This is a genomic window from Labilithrix luteola (assembly GCF_001263205.1).
GTDB lineage: Bacteria > Myxococcota_A > Polyangia > Polyangiales > Polyangiaceae > Labilithrix > Labilithrix luteola.
Genome location: NZ_CP012333.1, coordinates 7,738,951 through 7,759,940 on the forward strand (window position 1 = coordinate 7,738,951; position 20,990 = coordinate 7,759,940).

Genomic DNA, 20,990 nt, shown 5'->3' on the forward strand with positions numbered 1-20,990 from the left:
TGGACGCGCACCGAACCCGGCGTTTCTCGCGCGCTTCTCGCGAGCGAGTGGGCGATGCGACGAGCGCGCGCGTCCGTTCAGCCTTCCTGGATCGGAACCGCGCCGAGGAAGTCCATCTTGCCAACCTCGACCCCGTTGTGGCGCAGGATGGCGTAGGCCGTCGTGACGTGGAAGTAGAAGTTCGGGATCGAGATCTGGTTGACGAAGTCGCCGCCGCGGACCCACTTGCCCTTGAGCCAGCCTGGGGTGAACTTGCGATCTTCGCCGCCCGCGAGCTCCGCCTCGGTGACCGAGTCGACGAACGCGAGGCAGGCCTGGATGCGCGCGCGGATCTCGTCCATCGTGCGCTCGGTGTCGGGATGCGCGGGCGCGGTCTTGCCGCTCGCGTAGGCGGCGGCGAACTTCGCCGCATCGCATGCAGACTGCACCTGACGAACGAGCGGGAACTGATCGGGGGCGAGACGCGAGTCGAGGAGAACGTTCGGGTCGAAGGACTTGGCCGTGGCGTGGGCGACGCCCTTGTCGAGCCACTTGTCCAAGTTCTTGAGCATCTTGCTGAACTGCTGAATCGTCTCGTACAGGGTCATGGCTTCCTCGGTGAGCGCCCGTCGCATTGAACGGGCGGCGCGAGGCTAGCCGAAGCGAATGGCGCGCGGCGGACGAAGGCGCCGCTTTTTGCGACGCAGAATGGTTGAGCCGAATCCCGACGCGCTGCAGCGAGAATGCCCGCGCTGTGACGAAGCCACGGCCTGCGCCATGCTTCCCCGGTGCCCATTCGTACCAAGCGCTGGAACGATCCGCGCGAGCCCGAGGACGGCTATCGCCTGCTCGTTTGCCGATATCGCCCGCGCGGCGTGACGCGCGAGGAGGAGACGTGGGACGCTTGGTGCACGGCGCTTGCTCCGAGCGAGGAGCTTCACGCGGCGGCCTACGGCAAGGCCGGGCCGGCGATCGACTTCGTCGAATACGAGAAGCGCTTCCGCGCTGAGATGTCACGGCAGGGGTACTGGTTGCGCGGTTTCGCCGATCGCGTGCGCGACGGTGAGACGGTGACGATCTTGTGTTCCTCGGCATGCGTCGACGAAGCACGCTGCCATCGCACCATCCTCAAGGCGATGCTCGAGGAGCTCGCGTTTCCGCCGCCGCCGAAGCGCACGACCGGCGTGGTCGTTCGCCGGCGCTAGCCCGCTCAGGGCGCGCTTGCCACCGGCAACGCGACGTCGGCGCAGCAGCGGAAGCCGGTCGAGTAGTCGTGGTACGTGTAGCCGTGCGAGATGGTGCGGTACGCGCAGCCGTCGCCGTGCTGCGAGGTATCGAGCCAGTAGCCGCCCTGGAAGGTGCCGTTCGGATCGGCCGTCCACTCGTGGAGGTTGCCGACCATGTCGTAGACGCCGAAGTCGTTCACGCAATCCGGGAACGTGCCGGTCTTGGCGAGCCCGCCTTCGAGCTGGTTGTTGCGCGGATCATTGAGCTCGGTGAGGCCCCAACCGCGTTTCATCGTGTCCGCGTGATACGTGAGCATCGGAGCCACGCCCGTGTCGTGACACTTGCCGACGATGCGCGTGGGGCCGTACGGATACGCGTAGCCCTCGCTGCCCGCACACGCGGCGCGCCATTCGACGGCCTGGCAGAGACGCTTGCCCACGGCCTTGCACGCGTTCGCTGCTTGCGACGCGCTGATGTAGCCCTGGGGAACCACGCCCGCCACGCTGCGTGCAAGGTACACGTGCCCGTCGAGGGGCGTGGTGTACGGCGAGAAGTCGGTGGTCGAGCCATCGGCCAGGCGCTCGACGAGCGATCCTTCGTAGCGGTCGACGCAGAACCGGCCGAAGGCCAGCGCCATGTCGCTCGGACATTTGGCGGAGGGATGGACGGGCGGAAGCGTTCCTTCGTCCACCGCGTGGAGATGGCCGGGGACGTACGTCGAGATCGCGTGTTCGAGCGTTCCGGCGTTGCCCTTGGCGATCTTCCGCGAGGAGCTGCCAAGGCACGGCTCGAGGAGCTTGAGCGCGTTGGCCACCTGGGCGCGGCACTCGGCGGGAGCCTTGTCGGGAGATGCCGCCCGACCGATCGATGCCGCGGACGCCACGACGACCAGGGCGAGGCCTAGGGAAACGCGAGAAATACGCGAAAAATGCGAAAAACGAGAAAAACGAGAAAAACGAGACAACAGCATGGCGGTTCGAGCGGGAGCGCTTCGAAGCATAGTGCTTGGAGCGCGAGCGTGCGAATGGTCCGCGTTTGGCGTTCCGTCTTTTCGCCTGATTCGCCATTTTCGCGCCGCACGTGAAGTGGTTGTCTGCGGCGCCGTGATGCGTCCGTTTCATCGTCTTCTCGTCGGCCTTCTCTCGATGGCTCCTTTCGCGTGCGGCGTGCGTACTCCGCCTGCGGTCGCCGAGCCTCGTCGTGCGGACGAACCGCTCGTCGCGAGCGAGCTCAAAGACGATGCCGAGCTCGCGCGTGCCATCCGCGAGCACTACACGAAGTACGAATTCCGCATCCCGATGCGCGATGGCGTGCATCTCTTCACCGCCGTCTACGCGCCGAAGGAGCGCTCGCGCACGTATCCCATCCTCCTCAACCGAACGCCCTACGGTATCGGCCCGTACGGCGTCGACAACGATCCCGACGAGAAGAACCCGCGCGTGCTCCGGCGCTTCGCTCCTTCGACGCGCCTCGTCCGCGAGGGGTACATCTTCGTCCATCAAGACGTGCGTGGCCGGATGATGTCCGAGGGCACCTTCGTGGACGTGCGCCCGCACGCGCAGAAGGCGGGTGAGATCGACGAGAGCAGCGATGCCTGGGACACCATCGATTGGCTCGTGAAGAACGTGCCGGGCAACAGCGGGCGCGTCGGCATCTGGGGAGTCTCCTATCCGGGCTTCTACGCCGCGCAGGCCGCGGTCGATGCGCATCCCGCGCTCAAGGCCGTCTCGCCGCAGGCGCCCGTCACCGACTGGTTCGAGGGCGACGACTTCCATCACAACGGCGCCTTCTTCCTCGCCGCTGCATTCGAGTTCTATTCGAGCTTCGGCAAGGCTCGCCCCCAGCCCACGAAGAAGGTGACGTGGGGCTTCGATCACGAGGTGGCCGACCTCTACGACTTCTTCCTGGCCATGGGCCCCATCGCCAACGCGAACACCAAGTACCTCAAGAACGAGGTTCCCTTCTGGAACGAGCTCTTCGCGCACGGCGCGCGCGACGACTTCTGGAAGGTGCGAAACCCGCGTCCGTTCTACAAGAACGTGAAGCCTGCGGTGATGACCGTGGGCGGATGGTTCGACGCCGAGGACTGCTTCGGCGCGCTCGCGACCTACAGCGCCTTCGAGAAGCAGAGCCCCGGCGCGAGCAACACGCTCGTGATGGGGCCCTGGCGTCATGGCGGCTGGGCACGTACCGACGGCGACCGCCTCGGCGACGTGAGGTTCGGTCAGAAGACGTCGGCTTTCTATCGCGAGAACATCGAGGCCCCGTTCTTCCAGCATCATCTCAAGGGCACGCCGGCCCCCGCTCTGCCCGAGGCTTGGACCTACGAGACGGGCACGAACGTGTGGCAGCACTACGACGTGTGGCCGCCGCGCGAGGCGAAGCCCAAGGCGCTTTATTTCCAGGAGAGCGGAGGCCTCGCGAGCGCACCACCTGCACGCGGCGCGACGGGCTTCGACGAGTACGTGAGCGATCCGAAAAAGCCGGTGCCGTTCAGCAGCAAGCTCGGCGGCGAGATCGACGAGGACTACATGACCGAGGACCAGCGCTTCGCGTCACGTCGGCCCGACGTTCTCTCGTATGGCACCGGCCCACTCGCGGCCGACGTCACGCTCGCCGGCCCGATTGAAGCCGAGCTTTGGGTGGAGACGACCGGCACCGACGCCGACTTCGTCGTGAAGCTGGTCGACGTCTATCCGGAGGACGTGGCCGATCCCGATCCCAACCCCACGGGCGTGAAGATGGGCGGCTACCAGCAGCTGGTGCGTGGCGACGTGATGCGCGGCAAGTTCCGGCGCAGCTTCGAGAAGCCCGAGCCGTTCGACCCGGGCAAGCCCGCGCTCGTGAAGTTCACACTGACCGACGTGAACCACACGTTCCGGAGCGGCCATCGCATCATGGTGCAGGTGCAGTCGAGCTGGTTTCCGCTGGTCGATCGCAATCCGCAAACCTTCGTGGACATCTACACGGCGAAGGAATCCGACTTCAAAACGGCGACGCACAAGGTCCTTCGGAGCGGCGATCGCGCCTCGAATCTTCGGGTGTTCGTCTTGCGGGGGAACCTCCCGTGAGCGGGCACGAGCACGACCACGCGCGTGGAGGAGAGGCGAGGGGCTCGTCGTCTGCGGCCGAACCTCGGTAGAATGGCGGCGATGGCGGCGGCGAAGTCGGATGTGTGGTTCGTCTACGTCGCGCGCTGCGCGGATCGAACGCTCTACACCGGCATTGCGCGTGACGTGGCCACGCGCATCGCACAGCACGATGCCGGCAAAGGTGCGCGCTACACGCGAGGGCGCGGACCTCTGGTCGTGTGCGCTGTGAGGCGATGCAAATCCAAGACCGAGGCGCTTCGGCTCGAGATCGCCGTGAAGAAACTGCCTCGCGAGGAGAAGGAAGTCCTCCACGACGCGCGACGCTTTCGTGCCCTCGCGCGCAAGCTCGAGAGCGAGAGAACGCAGCCGAAAGCACGCGCGCGATCTAAGATGAAGGCATGAAGCCGGTGATGATGCCGCTCGCGGAGCGCCTTGGGCGCTTCGCCTTGCAACGGGCGGGGGTGCGCAGTCGATGGGTCCGTACGGCTCAGGCGAACGTCCACGTGTACGACGCTGCGGGAGGGGAACCTTGCCCACGCTCGTGCTGCTCCACGGCATCGGCTCGGCGGGCGTGGCCTTCGGCTCCGTCGTCACGCGCTTGCAGCGTGACTTCCGCCGCGTCGTCGTGCCCGACTATCCGGGCCACGGCTTCAGCGAGGAACCCACCGGGCGCTTCACGCCGGACGCACTGTTCGAGTCGGTGTCGAAGGTGATCGACGAGCTCGTCGACGAGCCCGCATTCGTCGTCGGCAACTCGCTCGGTGGGGCGCTGTCGATGCATTACGCCATCACGCAACCCGAACGCGTGCGCGGCCTCGTGCTCTTCTCGCCGGCTGGCGCGCAATCTACCGACGACGAGTGGAACCAGATCCGGCGCGTCTTCGAGGTGACGGATCGCGCGCGCTCGCTCGAGTTCTTGAACCGCCTCTACCACCGCACGCCGTGGTTCGTTCCGCTGGTGGCCCACGAGCTGCCCGGAACGCTGCGACGCCGCGCGGTGTGCGAGCTCCTCGAGACGGCCACGAACGAGCACGTCCCGACCAGCGAAGCACTCGCCGCGATCCAGGCTCCGATGCTCTTCGTCTGGGGCCGCTCCGAGAAGCTGCTGCCCGCAGGGCACCTCGACTACTTCCGCAAGAACCTGCCGGCGCACGCGGAGGTCGAGCAGCCCGTGGGCTTCGGGCACTGTCCGCACTTCGATGCACCGGGTCAGGTCGCGAGGCGCATCGTGCGCTTCGCACGAGCGCATTCGCCGGGCTCGATCTCCTGATTCGTTTCGCGCGCGCGTGACCTGCTTTCAGGGCACGAGCACGAGCTTGCCCATCACCTCGCGGCGGGCCATACGTTCGAGGGCTTCGCTCGCGCGATCGAAGGGCAGCACCGTATCGACGTGGGGAACGAGCTTCTTCTGCGCGACCCACTCGAAGATCTGCGCGGCGTTCTCGCGGTTCTTCGCGGGATCACGCATCGCGAATGCGCCCCAGAAGACGCCGACTACGTCGCAGCTCTTGAGGAGCACGAGGTTGAGCGGCAGCTTCGGAATGTCTCCTGCTGCGAACCCCACGACGAGGTGGCGGCCTTCCCACGCGATCGCGCGAAGCGCCGCCTCGGAGTACGGCCCGCCGACCGGATCGTAGACGACGTCGACGCCGTTTCCGCCCGTCAGCGCCTTCGCGCGTTCCTTGAGATCTTCACGGGTGTAGACGATGCCTTCGTCGGCGCCGTGCTGTTTGCAGAATGCAATCTTCTCGTCCGTCGACGCGGCGGCGATGACGTGCGCGCCGAGCACCTTGCCGAGCTCGACGGCAGCGATGCCCACGCCTCCGGCGGCGCCGAGCACGAGCAGCGTCTCGTCCTTGGCGAGCGCGGCCCGATCCACGAGCGCGTGGTACGTGGTCGCGTAGGTGAGCAGTGTCGCGGCGCCGACCTCGAACGAGACCTCGTCGGGCAGCTTCACCGTGGCCAGCTCCGGCACGACGATGCGTTCGGCAAACGCTCCGTGGATGAGCGTGGCGGCGACGCGGTCACCGACGGCCACCGACGTCACGCCGGGACCCACCGCGCGCACGACGCCTGCCGCTTCGCCACCCGGGATGAACGGAGGCTCGGGCTTGAACTGATACTTGCCGTGCGAGAGCAAGACGTCGGGGAAGTTCACGCCGGCGGCGGCGACGTCGAGGAGGACCTCACCCGTGGAGGGCGTGGGATCCGGCAGCTCGTCGACGCGCAGACCCTTGGGACCGATGAGCTCGTGGACACGAACGGCGCGCATGGTGGGACGAACCTACCACGCGCGTGCTCCCACCGAACTAGACTCGACCGCGATGGATTTTTCGCAAGCAACGGCGATCGAGCGTCTCGGTGACGGCATCTATCGGCTCGACGTTCCGGACGGCTGGCATCAGGGGGTCGGCGCGTATGGAGGCGTCGTGCTCGGAGCTTTGACGCGCGCGCTCGCGGACGTCTGCCGGTCGGGGAGCTCCGACGAAGCGAGACCTCTTCGCACGTTGACGGCGACCATCGCCGGACCGCTGCGCGTCGGGCCCGCGGAGGTCCGGGTCGAACCCATCCGCGTCGGCAAGGGCGTGAGTGTCCTCGCCGGGAAGATCGTGCAAGGCAGCGAGCTGCCGGCGCATGCCGTGGGAACGTTCGGCCGTACGCGCCCCACCGATGCCGACGGCGTTGCCCTCGTGAAGCCCACCGCGCGCGACTACCGCGTGATCGAGCCCATCGCGGCAAACGGCGTGATGCCCGAGTTCACGCAGCACTTCGAGTTCCGAATCGCGAGCGGTGTTCCGTTCTCGGGCGGTCCCGAGGCGGTGACCACGGGATGGATCAAGCCTCGCGTCCCCGTGACGCCGGACGAAGCGCTCGTCGTCGGCCTCGCGGATGCCTGGTGGCCGTCGCAATTCACGCGCATGACGACGCCTCGCTACATCGTCACGCTGACGTTCACGCTCCAGATCTTCGCGGGTGCGTCAGCCATCGGCGATGCGCCGCTTCTCTTCACGTCGCGCACGATGGCGGCCGCAGGCGGCTACCTGACCGAGGCGCGCGAGCTTTGGACCGAAGACGGTCAGCTCGTCGCGCTCAACCAGCAGACGATGGCCATCGTGAAGTGAGGGGCGCTACTTCCGGACGATCTCGTCGAGCCAGAATTCGTTCGTCCCGCGCGCGCCGCTGGCGACGCGATCGCGCTCCTGGTTTCGGAGCTGCACGCGACGGATCTTGCCAGAGATGGTCTTCGGCAAGTCGGTGAACTCGAGCCTCCTCACGCGTTTGAAGGGCGCGAGGCTCTTCGTGACGTGCTCGAAGATACTCGCGGCCGTCTCCGACGTGGGGGCGTGCTCGGGGCGGAGCACCACGAAGGCCTTCGGCACCGAGAGCCGCACGGGATCGGGGCTCGGCACGACTGCGGCCTCGGCGACCGCAGGGTGCTCGATGAGCACGCTCTCGAGCTCGAAGGGGCTGATGCGATAGTCGGAGCTCTTGAAGACGTCGTCGCCGCGTCCGACGTAATGGAAGTAGCCGTCCTCGTCGCGCGAGGCCTCGTCGCCGGTGCGGTAGTAGCCGCCCTGCGTGACGGCGGCGCTCCGCTCTTCGTCGCCGAGGTAGCCGGCCATGAGGCCGGTGGGCCGGCGCGCCGAAAGACGAAGCGCAATCTCGCCCTCGGCCGCCTCGTTGCCTTCGTGATCGAGGAGCACGACGTCGAAGCCGGGGAGGGGACGTCCCATCGAGCCGTGCTTGACCGGCTGACCGGGCGAGTTGCCGATCTGACACGACGTCTCCGTCTGCCCGAAGCCGTCGCGAATCGTGAGGCCCCACGCCTCGTTCACGCGCTCGATCACCTCGGGATTGAGCGGCTCGCCTGCGCTCACGAGCTCGCGCAGTGCCTCCGGCTTGGCGCCGAGATCGCCGAGCAGCAGCATGCGCCAGACCGTGGGCGGCGCGCAGAGCGTGTTGACCTTGGCCTTGCGAAGGATCTCCAGCGTGCGCGCGGCGTCGAAGCGCGCCTGCGAGTAGACGAACACGGTCGCACCGGCATTGAAGGGCGCGAAGAAGCAGCTCCACGCGTGCTTCGCCCAACCCGGCGAGCTGACGTTCATGTGCACGTCGCCCTCGCGGAGGCCAATCCAGTACATCGTCGAGAGATGACCGACGGGGTAACTCTCGTGCGTGTGCATGACGAGCTTCGGCTTCGCCGTGGTCCCGGACGTGAAGTAGAGGAGAAGGGGATCGCTCGCCTTGGTGACGCTGTCGGGCACGAACGCCACGCTCTCCGCGTAGGGGTCGTAGGTCGTCCAGCCCTCGCGACGCGCCGATGGCTCGCCGACGAGGATGCGCGTGGTGCCGGCGGGCGCGTCGTCGAACTTGTTGGCGCTGTTACTGTCGGTCGCGACGTATTTGACCGCGCCTCGGTCGAAGCGATCCGCGATGTCCTCGCGGGTGAGCTGCGTCGTGGCCGGGATGACCACCGCGCCGAGCTTCGCCGCTGCGAGCATGATCTCCCAGAGCGGGATCACGTTGCCCAGCATGATGAGCATGCGCTCGCCGCGCTTCACGCCGAGCTTGCGCAGCCAGTTCGCGACCTGATTCGACCGAGCCGAGAGCTCTTCGTAGGTGAGCGAGCACTCGCTGCCCGCGTCGTCGATGAGCCAGAGCGCGCGCTGCGTGTTCCCGCGCGCGTGAACGTCGAACCAGTCGATCGCCCAGTTGAATTCGGTGAGCTCGGGCCACGTGAAAGAGCGACAGGCCCCTCCGTGGTCGTCACGGTGGCGAAGAAGAACGTTCCGGCATGCCGCAAACGCATCGGTCGAGCGCATGAAGTCCTCGTCTGCGCCTGGTTCGTGGGCGCGCCGTTCATTCAACCACAATGATTCGGCGGGCGCAGGCGCCGTGCAACCTCCGCCGTGATGCTGCGCGCGTCAGAAGCCGCGCACGGCGAGGGCGAGGATGCGTGGCACCTGAGCCTTGCTCGCGTTGTCGTCCGAGGTGACGAAGACGAGGCGCCGGCCGTCGGGCAACTTGGGCCCGAGCGCGAGCGCTTCGTAGTTGTCGAGCAATGGGTTCGGCTGCGTCTGCGGGTTCGGGGCGTCGCTCGGCGGAAGCGTCGACAGATCGACGAGCAGCGTCTTGGCGAGCACCGGCGTCGAGGCCGAGAGGTTCTTCACGTCGAGGACGTCGGGAGCGCCCGCCAAGGACACGCGGAAGATCCGTACCGTGTTGCCGTACCCGGATTGGTAGCCGCGCTCGAGAACGAGCAGGTCGTCGTCCGACAAGGCGAGCATGTCCGAGACGCCCATGTCGCCGCCCGTGCCTGCACCGAGTGGTTCGGTTCGGTACGCGTGCTCTTCGTCGTGGTTGCTCGCGAGCTCACGCCGGAGGATGCGCACGGTGGTACCGGCCGTCTTGGTCGCCCCTGGGCCGTCGGTCGCGAGCGCCGACTCGTTGGCGGTGAAGAGGTAACGGCCGCTCGGTGACAAGGTGAGGCTCTCGAGCCCCTTGTTGCCCGCGCTCTGCGTCGCGAAATGCGCGGGCATCTCGAGCGAGGCGAGGAAGTGGCCGGTGGCGTCGAAGCGCGCGACGCTCGGTGTGGTCTCGTCGGTGACGGCGATGAAGTCCGTCCCGATCCGTACGAGCCCTTCGCCGTCCCACGGGCCGGCGGGCATGCCCTGGAAGACGGTCTTTCCCGTCTCCGTCCACGACGTGTAGTCCTCGTTCGCCTGGAACGAGACGATGTCCGTGGTCTTGTCCTGGATGGCCCAGAGTGTTCGCGAGGCCTCGTCGAAGGCTGTACCGGAGAGCGACTGCGTGGTCGCTTTGCGTGGCAGATCGGTGAAGCCGTAGAGTTCGACTTCGACGCTCGAGGTGCCCGCGTCGCCACCGCCGGTGTCGGTGGGCGGTCGCGACGTCGAGCTCGCGTCGGCGGGCGTGGCCCCGGCGTCCTTCGAGGACGAGCTGCACGACGCGCACGAAAGCACGAGAAACCCGGCGAGACCGGCGGCTGCTGCGAGCGAGACTTTGACGATCACGGCGATGGCATGGCTCGACGGTTCGCGGCCGTCAATGGACGAGCGGCACCGGCTTGCGCTTTGCAGCTCCTTTGCTCATGAGCGTGCGTGGGTTGGGCTTGGGCCCGAAAGGCATCGTGCTGGCGCTGAGCCTCGTCGTCGTCTCGAGCACGGGGTGTGCGCTCGAGCGGGCGTCGAAGACCGTGCCCCGAACGGCCACGCCGGTCGTGATCGACGAGTCGATCAAGGCCCTCGAAGACCAGCCGACGCGCGAACGACTCGAGAGAATCATGGCGACCCCCGAGCTTCAGCAGACGATTCGCGAGCTCGCGGCAGCGACGGTTCCGGGGTTCATCGACGGCCTCGACAGCGCCGAGTCGAAGGCGCGGATTCACGAGTTCAGCAAGGCGCTGGTCGCGGCTCTCGTCGAAGAGCTCCGGCCGGCCATGCGCGAGGCGGTGCAGGAAGCGCTCTCGAAGGACGTCCAGGCCCAGCTCGATCGCATGGTGGCCGACATGGCCGCGCAGGCCACGCATTCGGTGATGAAGACGGCCGCCACCGACGTGCCGACGACGCTCTCACCGGCCATGCGGGCGGCCCTGGCGGAGAATCTCGGCGCGCCCGAAGTGCGGAGCGCCGCGGCGAGTACGGCGCACGACATCGCGAAGTCGGCGCTGGCCGGATCGCGCGAGGCCATCCTCGAGGTGCAGCAGGCGCAAGAGCAGGGGCCGGTCCAGCGGATGGCGCGCTTTCTGACTCGCGCGGGCATCCTCCTCGCTGTGTTCGCGCTGCTCTTCATTGCGCTCGTCGCCTTCGGCATGTTGAGTCTCCGCTCGCGAGCCATTCGCGCGGAACAAGCGAGCGAGGCCAGCGCGCAGAGGGTGCGCAAGCTCGCTTTGCTGATGCTTTCCTCCGAAGGGCAGGCCTGGTCGCCGGACGAAAAGGCCATGTTTCAGCAGGAGCTCGAGACCGAGGCCGAGCCGCGCGTGCGCGGTCGCCGTCCTCGGCCGCACGCGTGAGTTCTTGAGGTAGCATGTTCAGGTGGCTTCCCCCGTCGCCTGGATTCTTCGCGTCTCCGTCGCAACGGCTCTCGTCGCGATGGCGCTTCAAGGTGCGTGTTCGCCCTTCGGCTCGAACGAGGAGGAGGCGGGCGGCGAGAGCGACTCGGGAACCACGTCCTTGCCCGACGGAGCCACGGGCGACAGCGGAGCGGGTGACGCGAACGTGGATGCGCCGGCGCCCGACTGCCCCGCGGGCGCAGACTTCTCCTCCGACGCGATGAACTGCGGCAAGTGCGGGGTTCGCTGCGAGAGCGCAACGTGCACGAAAGGCGTTTGCGGACCGACGCTCTTCGCCACCGTCACGACGCCGCTCGGTATCGCCGTGAACTCCACGGCGGTGTACGTGGTCGCCGAAGACAACAAGGTCGTGTGGAAGTCGAAGACCTCGCCGTTGAACGCGCCGATGGACCCCTTCGCTGGCGGCGAGCAGGGCGCAGCCTATGTCACCGCGAACGACTCGACCGTGTGCTGGACCGCAAAGTCGCTCATTCGGTGTGGAGGTCTGAAGGGTGGCACCCCGACGAACTTCGTGAACTTCACGAACACGTCGCTGCTCGGCATCGCCCGCGACGCCGACGACTCCCTCTACGCGGCCGACCGGAACGGCTTCTACGTCCACTTCGTGTCCCCCGATCAGAGTATCCAGGGAAAAACCATCCAGCCCTTCGGGAAGTATCCTGAAGGCCTCGCGTTCTCGAACGGCGACCTCTACGTGGCCGAGAACGAGAGTGCTTCGGTCACGCGGTATGCCGTGATGACCACAGCGCGCGCGGCGTTCGCCATCGGATACGACGGCCCGGCAGGGCTCGCGGTCGACGACACCTACGTCTACGTGGCCGAGCAGTTCGCCGGCAACGTCTGGCGCAAGCGCAAGGACTCGTCCGACCCCAACGACCACGGTGAGCTGCTCGCGTCCAACCAGGACTACCCGTCGGGGATCGCCGTCGATGCCACGCACGTCTACTGGACGAACCGCAACTCCGGTCGGGTCTTGCGCCTGAGCAAGTGAGCGCGACCGACCTCACAGGGGCACGGTGCATGCTAGGTTCGGCGCCATGGCGCTCAAGAACACGCAGGTCCTCTTGGCAGCCCGACCCCAGGGCTGGGTGACGGAGTCCGACTTTCGCATCGTCGAGACGGACATTCCCTCGCCGAACGACGGCGAAATACTCGTCAAGAACACCTGGCTCTCGCTCGACCCGTACATGCGCGGACGCATGAGCGACCGCAAATCGTACGCGAAGCCCGTGGACGTCGGCGCCGTCATGATCGGCGGTACCGTCGGCGAGGTGATCGAATCCAAGAACCCCGCGTTCGCCAAGGGCGACCTCGTCGTCGGCACGCTCGGCTGGCAAGAGTATGCCGTGACCGATGGGCGCGCCGTGCGAAAGGTCGACCCGTCGCTTCCGCACTCTGTGTACCTGGGAACCGTGGGCATGCCCGGCGTGACGGCCTGGCTTGGCCTCATCGACTTCGGTACGCCGAAGGCGGGCGAGACCGTCGTCGTGTCGGCGGCCTCGGGCGCGGTCGGGAGCGTCGTCGGCCAGCTCGCGAAGAGTCGCGGCTGCCGCGCGGTGGGCATCGCGGGCGGCGCCGAGAAGTGTGCGTACGTCACGCGTGAGCTCGGGTTCGACGCGTGCGTCGACTACAAAGATCCCTCGTTCGAGAAGGCGCTCGCCGAGGCGACGCCGAACGGCGTCGACGTCTACTTCGAAAACGTCGGCGGTCCGGTGCTCGACGCCGTCCTCCCGCGCCTCAACGCGTTCGCGCGCATCCCGCTCTGTGGATTGATTGCAGACTACAATGCCATCGAGCCCTATGCGGTGAAGCACTTCGGCGCGCTCCTGACGAACCGCGTGCGGCTGCAGGGGTTCATCGTCAGCGAGCACCTGGATCGCTGGCCGACGGCGCTGGCCGAGCTCTCGCAGCTCGTGCGCGAGGGCAAGCTCGTCTATCGCGAAACGGTGGCCCACGGTCTGCGCGAGGCGCCCCGTGCGTTCATCGGTCTCCTCAAAGGGCAGAATCTCGGCAAGCAGGTCGTGAAGCTCGCCTGAGGGCGTTCTCTGCTCCCGGGCGCGGTCAGCGCACGGCCCCGTGCTGGGCAAGCTCGGCGACGACGCTGACGAGCTCATCCGGTTCGACGGGCTTCGGCACGTGCGTCATGAAGCCGGCGTCGAGCGCGCGCTTGCGGTCTTCGACGCGCGCATAAGCGGTGAGCGCGGCTGCGGGCACGTCACCACCTCGACCAGGGGGCAGCTTCCGCACTTTGGTGATGAGCTCGTAGCCGTCTTCGCCGGGCATGCCGACGTCGGAGATGAGGACGTCGGGCGTGCTGCGTTGGATGGCGGCCATGGCCTCGTTGGCGCTGCCCGCCCTGGTCACCTTCGCTCCGCACTCCTCGAGGACGGTGGAGAGGAGCATGCGCATGTCTTCGTCGTCGTCGACCACGAGCACGCGGAGTCCGTCGAGTGCCGGGGGCCGTTCGCTCGCCGAAGGAGGCATGCGCGAGCGATTCGAGACGCGATCACCGATCGACGATGCGGTGCGAGGCAAGCGAACGGTGAACGTCGCGCCGCGACCTAGGCCTTCGCTGTTGGCCTCGACGACGCCGCCGTGCATGTCCACGAGGCGGCGAACGATGGCGAGACCGAGCCCCAAGCCACCGTGCTTGCGGGTGATGGTTCCGTCGGCCTGACGGAACGGGTCGAACACTTGCGGCAAGAACGACGGCGCGATTCCGCGTCCGGTGTCCTTGACGTCGATGACCGCCGTTCCGGCTTCCTTGTGGAGCGCGATCGACACGCGGCCGCTTGGCGGCGTGAACTTGACCGCGTTGCTGAGGAGGTTCCAGACGACCTGCTGCAGACGCGCGGCGTCGCCCTGAACGCGAATCTCCGAGTCTCCGAGCGTCGCGTCGATCTCGACCTTCCGCCCGTCGGCCGTGGGCCGCACCGACTCGATGGCCGCCTCGATGGCCTTCCGGAGATCGATGGGCTTGGCGTCGAGCCGCATCTTCCCGCTGATGATGCGCGAGATGTCGAGCAGGTCCTCGATGAGCTGCGCCATCGCAACGGCGTTTCGCTCGATGGTCTCGATGGCGCGCGCTTGCTTGTCGTGGGCCACGTCGTGCGACGTGAGGAGTCGCGACCACCCGAGGATCGCGCTCAGCGGCGTACGTAGCTCGTGGCTCACCGTCGCGAGGAATTCGTCTTTCGAACGATTGGCGAGATCGGCCGACTCGCGCGCCTGCTGCTCCGCCGCGAAGAGCCGCGCGTTGTCGACGGCGATGGCAATGCGGTTGGCGACTTCGGCGACGAAGTCGGCCTCCTCCTGGGAAAAGCGTCGTCCAGAGCCGTCGTGTCCGAGGGAGAGCGCGCCGAACGTCGTGCCGTGGGTCTTGAGCGGCACGTTGATGACCGAATGCACGCCGAGAATCTTGAGAAGGCGCGCGTGGTCGTTGTTCTTGGCGAACCCGTCGATCGCCTCGTCGGAGATGTCGGGATAGAACTCGAGCTTGCCGGTCTTGACCACGTTGGCCGGCCCCGTCGTGTCCTCGAGGCCATGCATGAATCGGCGCCTGATCTCCGAGAGCGCGCGCGCCTTCTCGTCGGTGGCTGCACGGCTGGCGACGACCTCGAGACGATCGTTGGCGGCGTTGAGCACGTCGACGATCGCCCAGTCGGCCAGCTCCGGCACGAGCACGCGCGTGACGCGGTCGAGGATCGTCCGCGTGTCGAGCGATGCGGTGAGCGTGCTCGAGACCTCGCCGAGGAACATGCGTCGGCGCTCCTCCTCCTTCTTCAGCGACGCGTCACGGAACACGAGAACCACACCCTCGATGCTCCCGTTCTCGTCGCGCAGCGGGGCAGCCGTGTGATCGACCGGTGTTTCGTGGCCCGTCTCGGCGTTGATGAGCACGGTGTCGTCCGCCTGGGCCACGACTGAGCCCTTCGTGAGCACGCGCTCGACCGGGCTCTCCACGATGGCACGCGTGCGCCGGTCGACGACGTTGAAGATCTCCTCGAGCGGCAGGCCCATCGAGCGGCCTTCGTCCCACCCCGTGAGTCGTTCGGCGACGGGATTCATCAGCGTGACCCGGCCCTGGATGTCCGTCGTGACGACGGCGTCGCCGATGCTGCGCAGAATGGTCAGGAGGCCAATGCGCGCCTCGCGTTCGCGTTCGAGCCGCTGCGCGCGACGCAACGCCTGCGCGCATTGCTTGGCGAACGTCTCGACGTACGCGCGGTCCTCCGCGCTGAAGGTGCGCGGCGTGTAGTGACCCATCGCGAGGAGGCCGATGACGCGGTTTTCGGCGACGAGCGGCAGGCACCACAGCGCAAGCGCGCGCGGCGCCGTCGTCTTCAGGTCCAAGAGGTGAGGGAAGACCTTGGCGTACTCCTCGCGGTTCTCGATCCAGATCCGGCTGCGCTGCCGGACGATCTTGGCGAACGCCATGTCGGAATAGAAGGGCACGTAGCCGACCTGTTCGAGGACCTCGGGCGCCGTTCCCATCTGACCGATGAGGACGAGCGCAGCTTCACGGTCGTCGTAGTCGTAGAGAACGCACGTCTGGGCGCCCATGGCACGCACGCCGGAGTGGATGACGACGTCGACGACCTCTTGCCGTGACTCGGCGTTCGCCAGCGCATCGGCCAGGCCGGAGAGCACCTCGAGTCGCCTCCGCGCGGCGGCTTCTGCGGCGAAGAGCTTCGAGCGCACGATCGTCTGCGAGGCCTGCGCCGCGAACGTGGTCATCAGCGAACGCTGGTGCTCGGGGAACTTCCGCGGGCGATCGAAGCGAAAGCTGAGCCCGCCGAGAGCGTTGCCGTCGGCCTCGAGCGGCAATGCCACCACGGCGCCGAGCTCTCGTTTGCCGACCGCTTGCATGAGCCGCTCGTGCGTTCGTGCGTATTCGTCGGCGTTCTCGATCCACTGCGACGAGCGCGTACGGAAGGCCTCGACGGAGGGGAAGGGTGCGTCCTTGTCGAGCGCACCGAGCTCTTCGATGACGTGGGCCTCGGGACCCGCCGACGCGACGACCTCGAGTTTGCCGTCGGCGCGCTCGACCACGATGGTGCCGGCGTTGGCTCCCAGTGCCTCGACGCCTTCCTGGACGAGCACGCTAGCGACCTCGTCCAACGTGCGCGTCGCGGCCACGGCAGCCGTCAGCTTCTGGAGGCGAGCGAGACGATTGGCGGACTCTCGTGCGTGCTCCCGCGCTCGCGTCATCGCGGCCACGACCGCAACGATCGCCAGACCTTCGATGGCGAAGACCGCGAGCTGAATCGAAGCGTTCGATTGCGCGGCGAGCTCGACGGGGCGCAAAAAATGACCGACCACGCCGGCGCCGAGTGCCGTCGCGAAGAGCGCAGCACGCGGCCCGGCGAGCCAACCACTGATCGCGACGGCCGCGCCGAGAAGGAGGTACGGCGCCTCACGACCGAGCGGATCGCCGATGCCGAGCTTCATGGCGGCGGCGGTTGCGGTGGTTACCGCCGGCACCAAGAGCTCGCGAAGGTTGCTCGTCCTCACCCGCATTCGTTGCCGAATGACGTAAGCCGGGATCCTACAAATGTCGCCTGCTCCTCGCCTGCGGCGCTCGAGCGAAGCCTGAGGTCGTGCGTCATACGCGCTCCCTAGCCCAGGCAGTCGAAGAGTTCGCGCGCGACGAGCGTGGACCTCGACGGATAGCTGTCGGCGCGCTGGATCGCGCGGGCCGGAGGAACTTGACCGACGTCGCGGTCGAGCTTGGAGACCGTCGCGTCGACGCAACTTCGGCAGGGGCATGGCCGACGAAGGGGGCGACGAACGGATGTGCTGTCTGCTATTTCGGTCGCACGCGCGTCCGCCGCTTTTGGTGAACTCCCGATGATCGCTCGCAGTCGAAAGCCTGTCGTGGACCCGCCCGTGGATCCGCTCGAAGAAGCGCTTCGCTCGCGTTTCGGGCTCGACTCGTTTCGCCCGTGGCAGCGTGAGGCCATCGACGCCGTGCTCGGCTCGCCGGGGCGCGCACTGGTCGTGGCGCCGACCGGCGGAGGAAAGTCGCTCACCTATCAGTTCCCTGCGGCAGTGCTCGAGGGGACCACGCTCGTCATCTCGCCGCTCGTCGCGCTCATGGAGGACCAGGTTCGCTCCCTGACCGCGCGTGGCATCGAGGCTACGTACCTCGCCTCGACCCTGGAGCTCGACGAGCGAAACGCCCGCGAGAGCGCGATGCTTCGCGGGGCGTACAAGCTCGTCTACGCAGCGCCCGAGCGCCTCGCCTCGGAGTCGTTCGTTCGCATGCTCTCGCGATGCAAGATCGCGCTCGTGGCGATCGACGAGGCGCACTGCATCGCGCAGTGGGGACACGACTTCCGCCCCGACTATCTCCGCATCGGTTCGCTTCTCGAGAGGCTCTCGCCGCCGCGCGTCTTGGCGTGCACCGCCACCGCGACCCCGGAGGTGAGGCGCGAGATCATCGAGCAGCTCGGCTTCGCGAACACCACGTTCTCGGAGGTCCTGCGAGGCTTCGCGAGGCCCAACCTCCATCTTGCTGCAAAGACCGTCGACGGTCCCAAGCAGGCGCGCGCGGCGGTCATCGAAGCACTCGAGACCGCGATCGGGCAGCCTCGTATCCCGCGCGGCGGCGCCATCGTCTACGCCGCGACGCGCAAGACCACCGAGCAGTACGCCGAGCTGCTTCGCAAGCGCGGCTACAACGCGGCCTTCTACCATGCTGGGCTCGACGGCGAGGCCCGCACGCGCGTCGCCGACCGCTTCGCCTCGCGCAAGTTCGACGTCGTCGTCGCGACGAACGCGTTCGGTATGGGCATCGACCGGTCGGACATCCGCACCGTCGTCCACGTGCAGCCGCCTTCGTCGATCGAGGCCTATTACCAGGAGGTGGGCCGCGCAGGTCGTGACGGCGACGAGGCGCAAGGCCTCTTGCTCTGCTCCGGCGCGGACATCGCGCTGCGGCGCCGGCTGGTCCAGATGGGAAGCGACGGCGAAGCGGCCGACGCATCACTCGCCGCGCGCGCCTGGCAGCTCTTTCGCGATCTGCTTCGCTACATCGACGCGCGCAGCTGCCGGCACGACTTCGTCCTTCGCTACTTCGGCGACGAGCGCGAAACGCTCGGTGGTTGCGGTCACTGCGACGTCTGCCAGGAGATCGCACAACACGCCGGCGACGACGGCACCTCCACGGAGGGAACGACGCTCATCGTGCGCAAGGCGCTCTCGGCGGTCGCTCGTGCGAACAAGCGCGCCGGGATGCAGGCCGTCGCGGAGATGCTCCACGGTGTCGACTCCGAACGGACGCGCCGCTTCGGGTTCACGGGGCTCACCACGTTCGGCTTGCTGAAGGAGCACTCGCTGCCCTGGACGGTGGCGCTGCTCCGCGCGCTGCTCGCCGCGGGGTGGATCGACCTCACCACGACCGAGCACCCTGTTCCGGTTCTCACACGAAATGGCGTGTCGGTGATGAAGGGCGAGGTGGAAGCGCGCATCGTGCTGCCGCTCGAACCTCGCTCGCCCGCTCCGTCGTCGTCGCGAGGTCGAGGCAAAACCACGCGCGAGCTCCCTCCACTGAACCCCGACGACCAAGCCGTCTTCGAGCGCCTGCGCACGCACCGCGCCGAGATCGCGCGTCAGAAGAAGGTGCCGGCGTACGTCGTCGCGATGGACCGCACGCTCATCGAGATGGCCATGGTGAGGCCGCAGGAGAACCACGAGCTGCTCGCGGTCCACGGCATGGGGCCGGGGCGCGTCGAGCAGTATGGCGAGGGCTTCCTGCGCGTGATCAAAGGCGAGTGACGCCGCTCGTCACTCGTTGCGCGAGTCTTCTTCGAAGATGCGCCGGAGCTCCGCCGCGTACTGCTTGGCCGACGCGAGAAGCGCCTCCTCGTTGTCACGCAGGTGGTAGACCTTGCGCACCTGGGCCTCGTCGTAGTCGGAGAACGTTCGAGCGGCCTCGCGCGCTGCGCCGGACGCAATGCCGAGAGCTTCGAGCGTTAGCTCGCCCGCTTCGACGCTCGCCGCGAAGGTCTCGCGCAAGACGTTTTCGATGCCGAGTCCGAGCAGCGCGTAGGCATGCTGTCGGTTTCGTGCGCGCGCGACGATCTTGAGGTGAGGGAAGTGCTGCTGGACCACCTTCACCGTCGCAAGCGATGCTTCCATATCGTCGATGGCCAGCACGAAAACTTCGGCGCGCTCCGCTCCTGCGGCCCGCAAGAGATCCACGCGCGCGGCATCGCCGTAGTAGATCTTGTTGCCCCACTTCCGCAGGAAGTCGACCTGCGTGGCGTTGATGTCGAGCGCGGTGAAGCGGATCCGCATGAGGCGGACCATACGGCCGACGATCTGACCGAAACGGCCAAAGCCGGCGATGATGACGCGGCTGCCTTCATCGCGGATCTCGTCGAAGGCCCGCTCCTCGCCCTTCGCGAGGTGACGTAGCAGCGCGTCGAGGCCGATGAAGAGGAGGGGCGTGAGGGCCATCGAAACCGTCACGATGACGACGAGCAAGTCGGCCGTGGCCACCGAAAGCACGTCCGCGTCGCGTGCGATGCCGAAGATGACGAACGCGAACTCACCGCCCTGGGAGATCGCCACCGCCAAGCTGAGACAGGAGCGACGATCGAGCTTCGTGGCCCAGCCGATGCCGATCAAGATCAGCATCTTCACCACCACGAGGACCACCACGAGGCCGATCACGAGCAGCGGCTGCGTCACCACGAGGCGAAGATTCGCGGACATGCCGACGGCCATGAAGAAGAGGCCGAGGAGGATGCCCTTGAACGGCTCGATGTTCGCTTCGAGCTCGTGACGGTATTCCGTGTCTGCGAGGAGCACACCGGCGAGGAACGCCCCGAGCGCCATCGAGAGACCGATGGCGTGCATGAGAAGCGATGTTCCGACGACGACGAGAAGCGTGGCGGCCGCCGAGAGCTCGTGGTCGCGGGCCTCGGCGACGATGCGCAGCGCCGGACGCAGCAGATAGCGCCCGAAGATGACGACGATGACGAGAACGCCGACGACGAGCACCACGCGCTGCCACGCGTGATCGAGCGGCGTTGCGTTGTGACCGAGAAGCGGAACGAGGGCGAGCGCCGGGATCGCCGCGATGTCCTGGAAGAGGAGGATGCCGAAGGCTGCGCGCCCATGTGGACGAGGCAGCTCTTTTCGTTCGCCGAGCACCTGGAGCGCGAACGCCGTCGACGACATCGAGAGCGAGATCCCGGCCACGAGTGCGACGCGCCAATCGGCGCCGAACCCAATGGCGATCGCGGCAAGCGCAAGCGTGGTGAAGCCGACCTGGGCGCCGCCCGCTCCGAAGACGGCGCCACGCATCTCCCAGAGGCGCGCGGGCTGGAGCTCGAGACCGATGAGGAAGAGCAGCAGGACGACGCCGTACTCGCCGAAGTGCAGCGTCTCGTGGACGTCGTGAATGAGGTTGAGCCCGCACGGCCCGATGATCGCGCCGGCGATGAGGTAGCCGAGAACGGTGCCGAGCCCGAGACGCTTCGAAAGCAGGACGACGACGACCGCGGCAGCGAGGAAGATCCCGACGTCCCGCAGCATGATTCCCGTGGAGAATGCGCGAGGAGCCTTTACGGACGCAAGCTCGCATTGGGGCT

16 protein-coding genes are annotated in these 20,990 nt (G+C 67.2%); 9 read left to right on the forward strand and 7 right to left on the reverse strand.

The genetic code is table 11. The features are described from left to right. Window positions 1–77: 77 nt before the first annotated feature. Window positions 78–587 (reverse strand): DUF1993 domain-containing protein, encoded by a 510-nt coding sequence (locus AKJ09_RS33615; RefSeq protein WP_146651942.1) that lies wholly within the window; start codon window positions 585–587, stop codon window positions 78–80. Window positions 588–767: 180 nt separating this feature from the next. Between AKJ09_RS33615 and AKJ09_RS33620 the strand changes: the two genes are divergently transcribed. Further along, window positions 768–1,184, forward strand: coding sequence for a DUF488 domain-containing protein (locus AKJ09_RS33620; RefSeq protein WP_240488680.1), 417 nt, complete (start codon window positions 768–770; stop codon window positions 1,182–1,184). Window positions 1,185–1,189: 5 nt separating this feature from the next. Here the strand turns inward: AKJ09_RS33620 and AKJ09_RS33625 are convergent, their stop codons facing one another. After that, complete coding sequence (locus AKJ09_RS33625; RefSeq protein ID WP_169928078.1) at window positions 1,190–2,089, reverse strand: SUMF1/EgtB/PvdO family nonheme iron enzyme; 900 nt, start codon at window positions 2,087–2,089, stop codon at window positions 1,190–1,192. 223 nt (window positions 2,090–2,312) lie between these two features. Between AKJ09_RS33625 and AKJ09_RS33630 the strand changes: the two genes are divergently transcribed. The 3 genes from AKJ09_RS33630 to AKJ09_RS33640 all read left to right on the forward strand — a co-directional run bounded on the left by AKJ09_RS33630 (window position 2,313) and on the right by AKJ09_RS33640 (window position 5,568). Continuing rightward, a complete protein-coding gene (locus AKJ09_RS33630) occupies window positions 2,313–4,277 on the forward strand; it encodes a CocE/NonD family hydrolase (RefSeq protein ID WP_240488975.1) in 1,965 nt (654 codons plus the stop codon). 81 nt (window positions 4,278–4,358) lie between these two features. Beyond that, the gene (locus tag AKJ09_RS33635) at window positions 4,359–4,700 is read left to right on the forward strand and encodes a GIY-YIG nuclease family protein (RefSeq protein ID WP_146651944.1); all 342 of its coding nucleotides are present in this window, start codon (window positions 4,359–4,361) and stop codon (window positions 4,698–4,700) included. A 127-nt stretch (window positions 4,701–4,827) separates the two neighbouring features. Then, window positions 4,828–5,568 carry an alpha/beta fold hydrolase gene (locus AKJ09_RS33640; protein ID WP_169928079.1) on the forward strand — a complete coding sequence of 247 codons (741 nt, stop codon included), beginning with the start codon at window positions 4,828–4,830 and terminating at the stop codon, window positions 5,566–5,568. Window positions 5,569–5,595: 27 nt separating this feature from the next. On the opposite strand, the gene AKJ09_RS33645 is transcribed toward AKJ09_RS33640, so the two are convergent. Further along, a complete protein-coding gene (locus tag AKJ09_RS33645; protein ID WP_146651946.1) occupies window positions 5,596–6,570 on the reverse strand; it encodes an NADPH:quinone oxidoreductase family protein in 975 nt (324 codons plus the stop codon). A gap of 52 nt (window positions 6,571–6,622) precedes the next feature. On the opposite strand from AKJ09_RS33645, the gene AKJ09_RS33650 reads away from it, so the two are divergent. Further along, on the forward strand, window positions 6,623–7,420 hold the full coding sequence (locus tag AKJ09_RS33650; protein WP_169928080.1) for an acyl-CoA thioesterase: 798 nt from the start codon (window positions 6,623–6,625) through the stop codon (window positions 7,418–7,420). A 6-nt stretch (window positions 7,421–7,426) separates the two neighbouring features. Here AKJ09_RS33650 and AKJ09_RS33655 read toward each other — a convergent pair whose 3' ends face one another. Together AKJ09_RS33655 and AKJ09_RS33660 are read right to left on the reverse strand one after the other, a co-directional pair. After that, window positions 7,427–9,121 carry an AMP-binding protein gene (locus AKJ09_RS33655; RefSeq protein WP_146651948.1) on the reverse strand — a complete coding sequence of 565 codons (1,695 nt, stop codon included), beginning with the start codon at window positions 9,119–9,121 and terminating at the stop codon, window positions 7,427–7,429. A 102-nt stretch (window positions 9,122–9,223) separates the two neighbouring features. Then, entirely contained in the window at window positions 9,224–10,330 is a 1,107-nt protein-coding gene (locus AKJ09_RS33660; protein WP_169928081.1) for an esterase-like activity of phytase family protein, read from the reverse strand. 77 nt (window positions 10,331–10,407) lie between these two features. On the opposite strand from AKJ09_RS33660, the gene AKJ09_RS33665 reads away from it, so the two are divergent. Genes AKJ09_RS33665 through AKJ09_RS33675 form a run of 3 tightly spaced genes read left to right on the forward strand, consistent with a single transcriptional unit; the run spans window position 10,408 to window position 13,424 of the window. Then, entirely contained in the window at window positions 10,408–11,328 is a 921-nt protein-coding gene (locus AKJ09_RS33665; protein ID WP_146651950.1) for a hypothetical protein, read from the forward strand. 22 nt (window positions 11,329–11,350) lie between these two features. Beyond that, window positions 11,351–12,379, forward strand: coding sequence for an NHL repeat-containing protein (locus AKJ09_RS33670; RefSeq protein WP_146651951.1), 1,029 nt, complete (start codon window positions 11,351–11,353; stop codon window positions 12,377–12,379). Window positions 12,380–12,425: 46 nt separating this feature from the next. Continuing rightward, window positions 12,426–13,424 carry an NADP-dependent oxidoreductase gene (locus tag AKJ09_RS33675; protein WP_146651952.1) on the forward strand — a complete coding sequence of 333 codons (999 nt, stop codon included), beginning with the start codon at window positions 12,426–12,428 and terminating at the stop codon, window positions 13,422–13,424. Between the two features lie 25 nt (window positions 13,425–13,449). On the opposite strand, the gene AKJ09_RS33680 is transcribed toward AKJ09_RS33675, so the two are convergent. After that, entirely contained in the window at window positions 13,450–16,902 is a 3,453-nt protein-coding gene (locus tag AKJ09_RS33680; RefSeq protein ID WP_169928082.1) for a GAF domain-containing protein, read from the reverse strand. Between the two features lie 336 nt (window positions 16,903–17,238). Between AKJ09_RS33680 and AKJ09_RS33685 the strand changes: the two genes are divergently transcribed. Beyond that, entirely contained in the window at window positions 17,239–19,167 is a 1,929-nt protein-coding gene (locus AKJ09_RS33685; RefSeq protein ID WP_146651954.1) for a RecQ family ATP-dependent DNA helicase, read from the forward strand. A gap of 9 nt (window positions 19,168–19,176) precedes the next feature. Here AKJ09_RS33685 and AKJ09_RS33690 read toward each other — a convergent pair whose 3' ends face one another. After that, a complete protein-coding gene (locus AKJ09_RS33690; RefSeq protein ID WP_146651955.1) occupies window positions 19,177–20,934 on the reverse strand; it encodes a monovalent cation:proton antiporter-2 (CPA2) family protein in 1,758 nt (585 codons plus the stop codon). Between the last annotated feature and the right edge of the window lie 56 nt (window positions 20,935–20,990).